The 13,951-nt window shown below is 71.1% G+C and carries 11 protein-coding genes and 1 rRNA gene; 11 read left to right on the top strand and 1 reads right to left on the bottom strand.

Features of this window, described 5'->3' with window-relative positions; all coding sequences use genetic code 11:
- Positions 1–108: 108 nt before the first annotated feature.
- Positions 109–2,958, bottom strand: a complete 2,850-nt coding sequence (locus tag IZR01_RS41445) for an AfsR/SARP family transcriptional regulator (RefSeq protein ID WP_194927027.1) — start codon at positions 2,956–2,958, stop codon at positions 109–111.
- Between the two features lie 149 nt (positions 2,959–3,107).
- Here IZR01_RS41445 and argC point away from each other — a divergent pair, with 149 nt between their 5' ends.
- The 11 genes from argC to IZR01_RS41390 form a co-directional block, all read left to right on the top strand.
- Positions 3,108–4,136: an N-acetyl-gamma-glutamyl-phosphate reductase gene (argC, locus tag IZR01_RS41440; RefSeq protein ID WP_194927026.1), complete on the top strand. Its 1,029-nt coding sequence runs from the start codon at positions 3,108–3,110 to the stop codon at positions 4,134–4,136.
- A gap of 46 nt (positions 4,137–4,182) precedes the next feature.
- Positions 4,183–5,334 carry a bifunctional glutamate N-acetyltransferase/amino-acid acetyltransferase ArgJ gene (gene argJ / locus IZR01_RS41435; RefSeq protein ID WP_194898013.1) on the top strand — a complete coding sequence of 384 codons (1,152 nt, stop codon included), beginning with the start codon at positions 4,183–4,185 and terminating at the stop codon, positions 5,332–5,334.
- The gene (gene argB, locus IZR01_RS41430) at positions 5,331–6,242 is read left to right on the top strand and encodes an acetylglutamate kinase (RefSeq protein WP_323747247.1); all 912 of its coding nucleotides are present in this window, start codon (positions 5,331–5,333) and stop codon (positions 6,240–6,242) included. The genes argJ and argB overlap by 4 nt, the downstream gene beginning before the upstream one ends.
- Positions 6,239–7,528, top strand: coding sequence for an acetylornithine transaminase (locus tag IZR01_RS41425; protein ID WP_228561179.1), 1,290 nt, complete (start codon positions 6,239–6,241; stop codon positions 7,526–7,528). Before argB ends, IZR01_RS41425 begins: the two co-directional genes overlap by 4 nt.
- A gap of 3 nt (positions 7,529–7,531) precedes the next feature.
- Entirely contained in the window at positions 7,532–8,458 is a 927-nt protein-coding gene (gene argF / locus IZR01_RS41420; RefSeq protein WP_194927025.1) for an ornithine carbamoyltransferase, read from the top strand.
- Complete coding sequence (locus tag IZR01_RS41415; protein WP_194898015.1) at positions 8,455–8,961, top strand: arginine repressor; 507 nt, start codon at positions 8,455–8,457, stop codon at positions 8,959–8,961. The genes argF and IZR01_RS41415 overlap by 4 nt, the downstream gene beginning before the upstream one ends.
- A 115-nt stretch (positions 8,962–9,076) precedes the next feature.
- Positions 9,077–10,495 carry an argininosuccinate lyase gene (argH, locus tag IZR01_RS41410; protein WP_194898016.1) on the top strand — a complete coding sequence of 473 codons (1,419 nt, stop codon included), beginning with the start codon at positions 9,077–9,079 and terminating at the stop codon, positions 10,493–10,495.
- Positions 10,496–10,592: 97 nt separating this feature from the next.
- Positions 10,593–11,099, top strand: coding sequence for a protein-tyrosine phosphatase family protein (locus tag IZR01_RS41405; RefSeq protein WP_228561178.1), 507 nt, complete (start codon positions 10,593–10,595; stop codon positions 11,097–11,099).
- A 51-nt stretch (positions 11,100–11,150) separates the two neighbouring features.
- Positions 11,151–11,768 carry a DNA-3-methyladenine glycosylase gene (locus tag IZR01_RS41400; RefSeq protein ID WP_194898017.1) on the top strand — a complete coding sequence of 206 codons (618 nt, stop codon included), beginning with the start codon at positions 11,151–11,153 and terminating at the stop codon, positions 11,766–11,768.
- A gap of 107 nt (positions 11,769–11,875) precedes the next feature.
- Positions 11,876–13,138 (top strand): tyrosine--tRNA ligase, encoded by a 1,263-nt coding sequence (gene tyrS, locus IZR01_RS41395; RefSeq protein WP_194898018.1) that lies wholly within the window; start codon positions 11,876–11,878, stop codon positions 13,136–13,138.
- Between the two features lie 711 nt (positions 13,139–13,849).
- Positions 13,850–13,951 (top strand): 16S ribosomal RNA (locus IZR01_RS41390); the annotation flags it as partial.

Here is a 13,951-nt window from a genome sequence, read left to right as displayed (position 1 = left end):
GGGCATGAGCACGCGGTCTGCCCGTCGTGGGGCGGTGGGCAGACCGCGGTTGGTGCGTGGTCGCCGGATCGGCCGGTCGGAGGGGGCCGGCCGACCCGGCGGTGTCGCTCAGCCCTGAGACGGATCGTCGAGCCCGGCGATGGCCTGCGCGAGATCGGCGGCGTAGCCGTGCCGCCCGAGCGCGGCGAAGATCTCGCGGGCCTCGGACCACGCACACCGGGCGTGCTCGGTCTGGCCCAACGCCGCCCGCGCCTCGCCCAGCGCCCACAACGCGTAGCCCTCACCGTCCCGGTTGCCGATCGACCGGTGCAGCTCCAACGCCTTGTCGATGCACCCGACGCCGTCCTCGGCGCGCCCGTTCTTGGCGTGCAGCTTCCCGAGGTTGCCCCAGGCGATGGCCAGCCGCGGGGTGTCGCCGACGGCCTCGGCGGCGGCGAACAGGCGCGGATAGATCCGCAAGGCGTCGTCGGGACGGCCGGAGTCCCGCAGCGCCTCGGTCAGCGCCAGCATCACCGAGACCTGCAAGCTGGGCAGCAGCGGCGTGGTCGGCAGCGCGTCGAGTTCGGCCAGCGACGCCGTCAGCCGCGAGGCGGCCTCGGCGGGCCGTCCGCTCTGCGCGACCGTGATCGCCGCGTTGATCCGGGCCTGCGCCACCCGCTCGGCCAGCCCGGCGGACTCGTAGTGCGGGACGGCGTCGGCGAACGTCGCGATCGCCTCGTCGAACCGCCCGAGCGCGCCGTGGACGATCGCGAGGTTGTTCAGCTGCACACCGGCCAGCTCCGGCTCGCCGAGCGCGATCGCCGCCGCGACCCCGGCCCGCAGCGGTTCTTCGAGCTCTTCGACGCGGCCGCGGATGCGGAAGCCGTGCAGCAGCACGAGGGGGAGTGCGGCGGCCGTGGCGTGGTCGCCCTGCGCGGCGGCGACCGAAGCGGCCTCCAGCAGCCCGGCCGACTCCCGATCGAACCAGTCCCCGGCCTCCGGCAGCCCGGCGAACAGCTTGGGGCCGCCGTCCGGGATCCACGCCTCCCACGCGAGCTTGGGCCGGTTCGGGTGGAACAGCTGGTCGGCGGACGCCGCCGAAGCCAGGCACCACGAGGTCCAGCGGCCGACGGCCGCGGAGCGCGCCTCGCCGCTGTCGATCGCCCAGGCGTGCTCCCGGGCCAGCTCCTGGATCAGCGGATGGAACGCGAACCGGTCCGGCGCCGCGGACTCCAGCAACGAGACCTCGACCAGGTGCTCGACCGCGGAGTCGGCATCGAACTCATCGACGCCCAGCGCCGCCGCGGCGGCCGGCAGGCTGAAGCGCTCGCCGCCGATCAGGCTCAGCAGGCGGAACGCGCGGGCCAGATCGACGTCGCGGCCCGCGGCGCCGTAGCTGAGCGCGTGGTAGCTCTCTTCGAGCGGGCCGCGGAGGGCGCTGCGCTCAGGGTCCGAGCCAGCGGGCGTGCCAGGTCCGGAATCGGAATAGGCCGCTGTGCCGTCGTCATCGAGCGAGTCGATGCCTTCCAAGCGCTGGCCGACCGCTTCCAACCGCGCGACCAGCGAGGCGATGCTCCGCGTCCGCCGCTGCGTCAGCCGCGCCCCGCAGATCCGCAGCGCGATCGGCAACCCGCCGCACGCCTGGGCCAACCGCTCCAGCGCCGCCGGCTCGGCCCCGGCCCGCCCGGCGCCGACGATCCGCGCCAGCATCGCAGTGGCCTGATCCGCGGGCAGCCGCCCCAACTCCAGCGGAACCTGCTTTGCCACCCCGGGCAGCCGCCGCCGGCTGGTCACGATCACCGCGCTCGGCCCGCCGGCCGGGATCAGGCGCCGGATCTGCGCCGGATCGGTCGCGTCGTCGAGCACCAGCAGCACCCTGCGATCGGCCAGCATGGTCCGCAGCAGCGCGGTCCGCTTGTCCGGATCGCCGGGGAACTCCGTGACGCCCAGCGCCCGCAGTGCCTCCGCGACCAGCTCGCCGGGCCGCCGGGGCGCGCGCAGCCCGCCCAGCCGCAGAAACACCTGCCCGTCCGGGAACTCCGCGCGCAACCGCTGGGCGACCCGCACCGCGAACGAGGTCTTGCCCACCCCGCCCGGACCGCTGACCACCACGACCGCCGCCGGATCGCCGGGCTCGGGAGCCGTCAGGACCTCGGCGACGCAGGCAAGCTGGTCGTCGCGGCCGGTGAAGTCGGGAACGTCGGCGGGCAGCAGACGCGGTGCCGCCGGCCGGTCGTCGTCCTCGCGCAGGATCTCGTGGAACGCCGCCTTCAACTGCTCGCCGGGCTCGATCCCGGCCTCCTCGACCAGCACCCGCCGTACCCGCTGGTACTCGGCGAGTGCTTCGGCGCGCCTGCCGTCGGCGGCCAGCGCGCCGAGCAGCAGCGCGGCGGGCCGTTCCCGGAACGGGTTCTCGGCGACCAGGACCCGCAGCCGGGGGATGACCGCGGTCGTGCGGCCGAGCCGCACCTCGATCTCGGACAGCTCCTCGTGGGCCAGCAGTTCCTGCTCGTCCCAGTAGCGCACGGCGTCGTCGCGCCACGGCCCGCCCGGCACGTCGGCCAACGGCGCGCCCCGCCACAGCGCCAGCGCCTCGGTGTAGCTCGCGGCCGCGCTGTCCAGATCGCCGCGCGCCGCGGCCGCCTTGGCCCGGTCGCGCAGGCCGCGGAACACGTCGAGGTCCAGCTCCGCGCCGACCAGGTCGACCGTGTAGCCGGAGCTGTGGGTCCGGATCCGGTCGCCGAGCGGCCCCAGTGCGGTTCGCAGTCTGCTGAGATAGCTGTGCAGCGTGCCCGCCGCCCCGGCCGGCGGCTCCAGGTTCCAGACCTGGTCGGCGAGCTCCGCGGCGGCGACAGCGCGCGGGGCGGTGAGTAGCAGCGCGGCCAGCACGGCCCGCTGCCGCGGGGCCGCGATCGGGCGCGGTCCGGTGGGGTCCTCGACCAGCAGGGGACCCAGGACGCCGAACCGTATGCCTGACATGCCATCGGACAGTATTGGAGTGGACATGGCCTGGGCAATCCCGCAAATGGTAGAGATTTCGTGAGTATGCATTGCTGTTAGGCATCGAAGGTGTCCGGCTGCCGAGACCCGCGTTGCATACAGTTTCTGTATTCCGTATTCTCATGCACATGACTTTCACGGCGGCGGTGGCTGGGGCGACCGGTTATGCGGGTGGTGAACTGCTCCGGCTGCTTCTGGGACACCCGGACTTCCAGATCGGGGCGCTCACCGCGGGCGCCAGTGCGGGCTCGCGCCTGGGCGAGCACCAGCCGCACCTGGCGCCGCTGGCCGACCGGGTGATCGCCGACACCACGCCCGAGACCCTGGCCGGGCACGATGTCGTCTTCCTCGCCCTGCCGCACGGGCAGTCCGCGGCCATCGCCGAGGCGCTGGGCCCGGACACCCTGATCGTCGACTGCGGCGCCGACTACCGGCTCGCCGACCCGCAGGTCTGGGAACGCTTCTACGGCTCCGCGCACGCCGGCACCTGGCCCTACGGCCTGCCCGAGCTGCCGGGGGCGCGCGCCGGGCTGGCCGGCACCAAGCGGGTCGCCGTGCCCGGCTGCTTCCCGACCGTCTCCTCGCTGGCCCTGGTGCCGGCGGTCGCCGCCGGTCTGGTCGAGCCGGACGTGGTCGTGGTCGCGGCCACCGGGACCTCCGGCGCCGGCAAGTCCCTGAAGCCGAACCTGCTCGGCTCGGAGATCATGGGCAACGCCGCGGCCTACAACGTCGCCGGGGCGCACCGGCACACGCCGGAGATCGCGCAGAACCTCGGCGCGGTCGCGGGCGGGCCGGTGACCGTGTCGTTCACCCCGGTGCTCGTCCCGATGCCGCGCGGGATCCTCGCGACCTGCACCGCGAAGCTGGAGCCGGGCATCGGCGCGGAGCAGCTGCGGGACATCTACCTGAAGGCCTACCGCGACGAACCCTTCGTCACCGTGCTGCCCGAGGGGCAGCTGCCCGCCACCGCCGCGGTCCTCGGCTCGAACACCGTGCAGCTCCAGGTCGCCGTCGACGAGAACGCCGGCCGGGCCGTCGTGATCGGGGCGATCGACAACCTCACCAAGGGCACGGCCGGCGGCGCCGTGCAGTGCGCCAACCTCGCGCTCGGGCTGCCGGAGACGGCCGGTCTGAGTACCGTCGGGATCGCGCCGTGACCTCTATCAACGCGGATATCACCGCGGACGCTATTGGAGTCGAGCTATGAGTGTCACCTCCGCGAAGGGCTTCCGGGCCGCGGGGATCGCCGCCGGGATCAAAGCCTCGGGAAACGCCGACCTGGCCCTGGTCGTCAACGACGGCCCGCAGACGGCCGCCGCCGGGGTCTTCACCTCCAACCGGGTCAAGGCCGCGCCGGTCGTGTGGTCCGAGCAGGTCCTCAAGGGCGGCGCGGTCAAGGCCGTGGTCCTGAACTCCGGCGGCGCGAACGCCTGCACCGGCTCGGCCGGTTTCCAGGACACGCACAAGACCGCCGAGGAGACCGCCGCGCTGCTCGACGCCTCGGCCGCCGAGATCGCCGTGTGCTCCACCGGCCTGATCGGCGTCCGGCTGCCGATGGACGCGCTGCTGCCCGGCCTCAAGACCGCCGCCGACGCGCTCGCAGCCGACGGCGGGCCGGCCGCCGCGACCGCCATCATGACCACCGACACCGTCGCCAAGACCGCGCAGGCCCAGGGCACCGGCTACGTCGTCGGCGGCATGGCCAAGGGCGCCGGGATGCTGGCCCCGGGGCTGGCCACGATGCTGGTCGTGATCACCACCGACGCCGTGGCCGACGCCGCCGTGCTCGACACCGCGCTGCGGGACGCCACCAGGGTCACCTTCGACCGCGTCGACTCCGACGGCTGCATGTCCACCAACGACACCGTTCTGCTGCTCGCCTCCGGGGCCTGCGAGGTCGTGCCGGACCTCGCGGAGTTCCAGGCCGCCGTCACCTCGGTGTGCGCGGACCTGGCCCGGCAGCTGATCGGCGACGCCGAGGGCGCCACCAAGGACATCGCCGTCGAGGTGGTCCGGGCCGCCAGCGAGGACCAGGCCGTCCAGGCCGCCAAGGCCGTCACCCGCAGCAACCTGTTCAAGTGCGCCATGTACGGCAACGACCCCAACTGGGGCCGGGTCCTGTCCGCCGTCGGGACCACCGACGCCGAGTTCGAGCCCGACCGGCTCTCCGTGGCCATCAACGGCGTCTGGGTCTGCCGCGACGGCGGCGTCGGCGATGACCGCGACCTCGTCGACCTCACCGGCCGCGAGGTCAAGGTCACCGTCGACCTGGCGGCCGGCGACGCCTCGGCGACCGTCTGGACCAACGACCTGACCCCCGGCTACGTCCACGAGAACTCGGCGTACTCCTCGTGAGCACCGTCGAGTCGATCGCCGCCGGCGCCGCCCGCCGGCACGACGCCCTGGCCAAGGCCGGCATCCTCACCGAGGCCCTGCCCTGGCTCTCGGCCCTGCAGGGCAAGACCGTCGTGGTGAAGTTCGGCGGCAACGCCATGGTCGACGAAGAGCTGGAAGCGGCGTTCGCCAAGGACATCGTCTTCCTGCGCTACGCCGGCCTGCGGCCGGTCGTCGTGCACGGCGGCGGCCCGCAGATCAACGCCCAGCTGGACAAGCTCGGCATCGAGCACCGCTTCGCCGGCGGCCTGCGGGTCACCACCGACGAGGCCATGGACGTGGTCCGCATGGTGCTCACCGGCCAGGTGCAGCGGGACATCGTCGGCGTCATCAACGCCCACGGCCCGTTCGCGGTCGGCATGTCCGGCGAGGACGCGGACACGCTCAAGGCGGTCAAGCGGCACGCGGTCGTCGACGGGCAGCAGGTCGACCTCGGCCGGGTCGGCGACATCGAGGCCGTCAACCCCGGCGCCATCAACGCCCTGCTGGACGACGGCCGCATCCCGGTCGTGTCCTCCATCGCCCGCGCCGCCGACGGCCCCGGCGTCTACAACGTCAACGCCGACACCGCCGCGGCGGCGCTCGCCGTCGGCCTGGGCGCGGAGAAGCTGGTGGTCCTCACCGACGTCGAGGGCCTGTTCGCGGACTGGCCGGCCTCCGACGAGGTGATCAGCCTGCTGTCCGCCGACGAGCTGGCCGAACTGCTGCCGACGCTGTCCTCCGGGATGGTGCCGAAGATGGAGGCGTGCCTGCGGGCCGTGCGCGGGGGAGTGCCGCGCGCACACGTGCTGGACGGCCGGGTGCCGCACGCGCTGTTGCTGGAGGTCTTCACCGACGAGGGGATCGGAACGATGGTGGTGCCGGCATGAACGCCGTGGTCAAGTCTGAAGTAGTCGGCGAGGCTGAGCTGTTCGGACAGACCGGGCTGCCGATCGTCGAGCCCGGATACGGCGAAGCCTGGACCGAGCGTTACACCGGCGCGCTGATGAACACCTTCGGCACCCCGCAGAAGGTGCTGGTGCGCGGCGAGGGCGTCTACGTCTGGGACGCCGACGGCCGCCGCTACCTGGACCTGCTGGCCGGGATCGCGGTCAACGCGCTCGGCCACGCGCACCCGCTGATCGTGCAGGCCGTCACCACCCAGCTGACCACCCTGGGCCACATCTCCAACTTCTTCGCCTCCGCGCCGCAGATCGTGCTGGCCGAACGGCTGGTGGACCTGCTCGGGCACACCAACGGCACCGACGCCCGGGTGTTCTTCTGCAACTCCGGCGCCGAGGCCAACGAGGCCGCGTTCAAAGCGGCCCGGCGCACCGGCCGCACCAAGATGGTGTCCACCGAGGGCTCCTTCCACGGCCGGACCATGGGCGCCCTGGCGCTCACCGGCAAGGCCGCGATCCGGGAGCCGTTCGAACCGCTGCCCGGGGACGTGACCTTCGTGCCCTACGGCGACGTCGCCGCCCTGGAAGCCGCGATCGACGACCAGAGCGCCGCGTTCATCGTCGAGCCGATCCAGGGCGAGAAGGGCGTCATCCCCGCCGGGCCCGGCTACCTGAAGGCGGCCCGGGAGATCACCGCCAGGCACGGCGCGCTCCTGATCCTCGACGAGGTGCAGACCGGTATCGGCCGCACCGGCAAGTGGTTCGGACACAGCGGCACCGGTGTGGTTCCGGACCTGGTCACGCTGGCCAAGGGACTCGGCGGCGGAATGCCGATCGGCGCCTGCGTCGGCCTCGGCGCGGCCGCGACCCTGCTCGGCCCCGGCCAGCACGGCTCCACCTACGCCGGCAACCCGGTCGCCTGCGCCGCCGGCCTGGCCGTGCTGCACGCCATCGAGCGCGACGACATCCTGGCCAACGTCCGGGCCGTCGGCGCGCACCTGACTTCGGGTGTCAACGCCCTGCACCACCCGGCGGTCGCCGGGGTGCGCGGCGAAGGCCTGCTCCTGGCGATCATGCTGACCGCCCCGCACGCCGCCGAGGTCGCCCGGGCGGCCCTGGACGCCGGCTTCATCGTCAACGCCCCGGCCCCCGACGCCGTCCGGCTCGCCCCGCCGCTGATCCTCACCACCGCCCAGGCCGACGAGTTCCTCGCCGCCCTGCCCGCCCTGCTCGACGCCGCCCTCGAGGGCGCCGCCACCCCGAAGGACGCCTGAGACATGGTCCGCCACTTCCTCCGCGACGACGACCTGAGCCCCGCCGAGCAGAAGCGGGTGCTGGACCTGGCCATCGCGTTCAAGAAAGCCCCGCTGGACCACCAGGTCCTGGCCGGGCCGCGCGCCGTGGCCGTCATCTTCGACAAGCCCTCCACCCGCACCCGGGTCTCGTTCAGCGTCGGCGTCGCCCAGCTCGGCGGCTACCCGATGGTCATCGACTCCGGCACCAGCCAGCTCGGCCGCGGCGAGGAGATCGGCGACACGGCGCGGGTGCTGGAACGGCAGGTCGCGGCCATCGTCTGGCGGACTTATCGACAGAGCCGGATCGAGGAGCTGGCCGCGACGTCCTCGGTCCCGGTGATCAATGCCCTGACCGACGACTTCCACCCCTGCCAGATCCTCGCGGACCTACAGACCGTGCGCGAGCACAAGGGCCGCCTGGCCGGGCTGACCATGACCTACCTCGGCGACGCGGCCAACAACATGGCCAACTCCTACCTGCTCGGCGGCGCCACCGCCGGTATGCACGTGCGGGTCAGCGGCCCGGCCGAGTACCTGCCGCGGCCCGAGATCGTCGCCGACGCCGAGCGCGTCGCGGAGTCCACCGGCGGCTCCGTCGTCGTCACCACCGACCCCGCCGAGGCGGCCGCCGGAGCGGACGTCCTGGTCACCGACACCTGGGTCTCCATGGGGCAGGAGGACGAGAAGGCGGCGCGCGCCGAGATCTTCAAGCCCTACGCCCTGGACGAGGCCGCGGTGGCGCTCGGCGCCCCGGACGCGATTATCCTGCACTGCCTCCCGGCGTATCGGGGCTATGAGATAGCGGCCTCGGTGATCGACGGCCCGCAGAGCGTGGTGTGGGACGAGGCTGAGAACAGACTCCACGCGCAGAAGGCCCTACTCGCTTTCCTGTTGGAGTCCTCCTCATGAGCGAAGCCACCGTCCCGCAGACCCGTACCGCCCGGCACCAGCGGATCGCGCTGCTGCTGGAGCGGCACTCCGTCCGCTCCCAGGCCGAGCTGGGCCGGCTCTTAGGCGAGGACGGCCTGTCGGTCACCCAGGCCACGCTGTCCCGGGACCTGGACGAACTCGGCGCGGTCCGGGTGCGCGACGGCGCCGGCAACCTGGTCTACGCGATCCCGGCCGAGGGCGGCGACCGGACCCCGGTGGCGGCCCAGCCCGAGCCGGTGTTCGAGCAGCGGCTGCACCGGCTGCTCGGCGAACTGCTGGTCAGCGCGGAGGCCTCGGCGAACCTGGTGGTGGTCCGCACCCCGCCGGGCGCGGCGCAGTTCCTGGCCAGCGCCTTCGACAAGGCGCCGATGATCGAGATCCTGGGCAGCATCGCCGGCGACGACACCGTGCTGCTGATCAGCCGCGATCCGGAAGGCGGGGCGGCGCTGGCGGCGAAGCTGCTGGCGTCGGCCGAGCACTGATTCTCGGCCCCGGCACCGCCCTGGCAGCGGCTTCGGCGCCGAGACTGAACTTTGTAGAGTCCTGACTTTGTAGAGTCCTGCTTTCGTAGAGACCTGAATGGAAACGGCGAGGAACATGAGCAACCCGGCACCGAAGTCGCAGCTTTGGGGCTCGCGCTTCTCCGGCGGACCGTCCGAGGCACTGGCCGCGCTGTCGGCGTCCGTGCACTTCGACTGGCGGCTCGCGCAGTACGACCTGGCCGGCTCGCGCGCCCACGCCCGGGTGCTGAACCGCGCCGGGCTGCTGAGCGCCGCCGACCTGACCGCGATGCTGGCCGGCCTGGACGCGCTGGAGGCCGACGTGGTCTCCGGGGCGTTCCTGCCCACGGTCGCCGACGAGGACTGCCACACGGCGCTGGAGCGCGGCCTGATCGAGAAGCTCGGCGCCGAGCTCGGCGGCCGGCTGCGGGCCGGACGGAGCCGCAACGACCAGATCGCCACGCTCGGCCGGATGTTCCTGCGCGACCACGCGCGGCGGATCGCGGCTCTGGTCGCCGATCTGGAGCAGGCGCTGATCGACCAGGCCACGGCGCACATGGACGTCGCGATGCCCGGCCGCACGCACTTGCAGCACGCGCAGCCGGTGCTGTTCGCGCACCACGTCCTGGCCCACGCCCAGGCGCTGTCCCGGGACGCCGAGCGGCTGCGGGACTGGGACAGGCGCGCCGACGTCTCGGCGTACGGCTCCGGTGCGCTGGCCGGCTCGACCCTCGGCCTGGACCCGGAGGCGGTCGCCGCCGACCTCGGCTTCTCGGCCAGCGCCGCCAACTCCATTGACGGCACCGCCTCGCGCGACGTGTTCGCCGAGTTCGCGTTCGTCACCGCGATGATCGGGATCGACGTCTCCCGGATCGCCGAGGAGATCATCTTGTGGACCACGAAGGAGTTCTCCTTCGTGACCCTGGACGACGCCTTCGCCACCGGCTCCTCGATCATGCCGCAGAAGAAGAACCCGGACATCGCCGAGCTGGCCCGCGGCAAGTCCGGCCGGCTGATCGGCAACCTGACCGGCCTGCTGGCCACGCTCAAGGCCCTGCCGCTGGCCTACAACCGGGACCTACAGGAGGACAAGGAGCCGGTGTTCGACTCGGTCGACACGCTGGAGGTGCTGCTGCCGGCCTTCACCGGGATGATCGCCACGCTGACCGTGCACGGCGACCGGATGGCCGCGCTGGCACCGGAGGGCTTCTCGCTGGCCACCGATGTCGCCGAGTGGCTGGTGCGCCAGGGCGTCCCGTTCCGGGTCGCACACGAGGTCGCGGGCAGCTCGGTGCGGTACTGCGAGCAGCGCGGGATCACGCTGGAGGAGCTGACGGACGCGCAGCTCGCGGAGATCTCGCCGCTGCTGACGCCGGAGGTGAAGACGGTGCTGAGCGTCGAGGGCTCGCTGGCGTCCCGGGACGGCCGGGGCGGGACCGCGCCGAAGCGGGTCGCCGAGCAGCTGGAGGCGCTGGTCGCGGACGTCGCCGGGCAGCGGGAGTGGGCCGGGCGCTGACGAGTTCCGGCCGAATGCGTCGCCGGTGCTGGTCAGTCGGTGATGCATTCGGCAGGCTGTCAGGCGTCTTTCTCATTTCTCGGTGAGGGGTGCCGGCTTGCTTTCCAAAGGGGACTGGGACGATGTGCCGCGTGAGCCGTGGTCCGAGGTCGCGCCACGGCTGTGGATGGGCGGACATGAGTACATCGCCGCCGACGGGATATCGACGCGGGCGATCGTGGCCGACGAGTTCGACGTGGTCTACAGCCTGACCTCCCATGAGGGCTATGGACCAGCCTCGGGGGTGGCGCACCACGTGCTGAGGGTGCCGGACAACGCGCTGACCGCGGAGCAGATCCGCGCTGTCGAGGAGTTCGCAGCGTCGGCGGCCGCGGACCACGCCACCGGGCGGCGAGTGCTCGTGCGGTGCTGGGCCGGGATGAATCGCTCCGGGCTGGTGGTCGCTGAGGTACTTGTACAGCACGGGTACACGGCGGCCGACGCTATAGCGATGGTTCGGAAGCAGCGTTCGCCGGCTGCGCTGAGCAACGAGTCGTTCGTGGGGTACCTGGAGACGGGGCTCGGGCTCGCGGCGGAACTTGTGGGGCTGGGGAGCAGGAACTGACCGGTCCGGTTTCCGCTATAGCGGGCGGGTGCTCCGTGATTGACTCTCCATATGCCTGCCGTGCCGCGCTCGTTCTTCTCCCGCCCTTCCGTGGACGTCGCACCGGACCTGCTCGGGTGCCTGCTCGCTCGCGACAGCGCGGAGGGCCGCCGTGTCATGCGCATTACCGAAGTCGAGGCGTACGCCGGTCCGTTGGATCCCGCTTCTCACGGCTATAAGGGGAAGACTCCCCGGAACGCAGTAATGTTCGGGCCTCCGGGGTTCTTGTACGTCTACTTCACCTACGGCATGCACTTCTGCATCAACTTCGTCTGTAGTCCGGAGGACGTGTGCTCGGCGGTACTGATCCGGGCCGGGGAGATCGTCGAGGGTGTCGATCTGGCGCGTGCCGCCCGGAGCGGGTCCTCGGATCGGGACCTGGCACGCGGCCCGGCGCGGCTCACCAAGGCGTTGGACCTCAGCCGGGAGGACAACGGTCTCGACCTGTGCGATGGCGGTCCGCTGACGGTCTTGGCCCGGGAATCGTCCGACTTCACCGTGGCGACCGGCCCCCGAGTAGGCGTGTCGTCCGCGGCGGAGATTCCCTGGAGGTTCTGGATCGAGGGGGACCGTACGGTCAGCGCCTATAAGGCGCACAAGCCGAAGGTGCGGTCCGCCACGTCGTCCTGAGTCCGGAACGCGTTCGCACGAGCGGTGTCTGATACGGCAGGCTGGTAGCCGACACCGAACCGGGTGTCCGACAATCCGCCCACTAGCGATGACCGCGAGGGATAACCGTGACCGACATCGTCGAGGACCTGAAGTGGCACGGGCTGCTGGCCCTGTCCACCGATGAGGACGCGCTGCGTAAAGCGTTCGCCGACGGGCCGGTGACCTTCTATGTGGGCTTCGACCCGACCGCTCCCAGTCTGCACTTCGGCAACCTGGTCCAGATGATGGCCGCCCGGCGCGTTCAGCAGGCCGGCCACACCCCGCTGATCCTGGTCGGCGGCTCGACCGGACTGATCGGCGACCCCAAGCCGACTGCCGAGCGCACGCTGAACAGCAAGGAGACGGTCGCGGAGTGGGTCGAGAAGATCCGCGAACAGGTCTCGCGGTTCATCTCCTTCGAGGGCCCCAACGCCGCGCGCCTGGTGAACAACCTCGACTGGACCGCGCCGATGTCCGCGATCGACTTCCTGCGGGACATCGGGAAGCACTTCCGGGTCGGGAAGATGCTCTCCAAGGACGCCGTGAGCGCGCGTCTGAACTCCGAAGCCGGTATCAGCTACACGGAGTTCAGCTACCAGATCCTGCAGGGCCTGGACTTCCTGGAGCTGTACCGGCAGTACAACTGCACGCTACAGACCGGCGGCAGTGACCAGTGGGGCAACATCACGGCCGGTGTGGATCTGATCCACAAGGCCGAGGGCGTCTCCGTGCACGCACTGGCCACCCCGCTCCTGCTGAAGGCCGACGGCACGAAGTTCGGCAAGACGGAGTCCGGCACGGTGTGGCTCTCCGGGGACCTGATGACGCCGTATGCGTTCTACCAGTTCTTCCTGAACTCCGAGGACGCCATGGTCATCAATTACCTGAAGGTGTTCAGCTTCCGCCCCCGCGAGGAGATCGAGGAGCTGGAGCGCCTGACGGCGGACAAGCCCCAGATGCGGGCCGCGCAGAAGGCGCTCGCCGAGGAGGTCACGACGCTGGTGCACGGGGCGGAGGCCACCGCCCAGGTGATCGCGGCGTCCAAGGCGCTGTTCGGCCAGGGCGACCTGGCCGCGCTCGACGAGCCCACGCTGCGCGCGGCCCTGTCCGAGCTGCCCGGTACGAAGGTGGCCGAGCTGGTCCCGGTCGCGCAGCTCCTCGCCGACACCGGCCTGGTCGCCAGCCGGGGCGCCGGCCGCCGCACCATCAAGGAGGGCGGCGCGTACGTGAACAACCGCAAGATCGAGACCGAGGACGAAGTGCCCGCCAAGGAGGACCTGCTGCACGGCCGCTGGCTGGTCCTGCGGCGCGGGAAGCGGACGCTGGGTTCGGTCGAGGTCGGCGACTGACCTGCCGGACCTACCGGCTGACCAGCTGTTCGGGCCGCCGTTCACTGTGGAGTTGACGTGAACGGCGGCCCCCCGTATAGTTACTAGACGTTGCCCACCAGGCAGGATCAACGCAATCGCGGGATCACTCCGGGCGACCATTCGAAGCGATATACCTCCACGGCAAGTGCGACGCTCTGTTCCCTCTTGGGGACAGCGAAGCGGCGCAGGTGCCGTGCTGGCGTCTTCGGATGCATCAGGACCCTGACGGCGCCGATTTGGTCGCCGGCCGGTCAGTCCGATACAGTCTGGGAACCGCCGAAGAACGGGACATTAAATCCCAACTGAAGCGAATCGCAATTACAGCGGCTGTGTTTGATTTTAAAACTCGGCCCGAAATTGCGAAAGCCGCGGAGGATCTGCTAAGATCTAAAGCGAAGCAAGAACAAAAGAAGAACAAAGCAAGACCTGACAACGCCGGGTCGCAGCCGATCGGAACGAAGGTTCCGGGACGAGTGGTTCGGGCGTCTGTTTCTTGAGAACTCAACAGTGTGTGACGAATTGTGATGCCATGCGACCTCGGTCCTGCGCTCTTCACTGAGCGATGGTTCGAGTGTCATTTTACACATGGTTGGTAGACGCTCCCGACCCCCGTCGGGATGTCGGTCTACTTGCCAGGTGACTCTTCTGACACCTCATGCCGACCCTATTCCGGTCGGCTGGTGATATTCATCGATGGAGAGTTTGATCCTGGCTCAGGACGAACGCTGGCGGCGTGCTTAACACATGCAAGTCGAACGGTGAACCGCTTTCGGGCGGGAATCAGTGGCGAAC

It is taken from the genome of Catenulispora pinisilvae (assembly GCF_015356865.1).
Classification (GTDB): Bacteria; Actinomycetota; Actinomycetes; order Streptomycetales; family Catenulisporaceae; genus Catenulispora; species Catenulispora pinisilvae.
The sequence above is the reverse complement of the archived record's forward strand: the minus strand, read 5'-3'. Positions and strand labels throughout refer to the sequence as shown.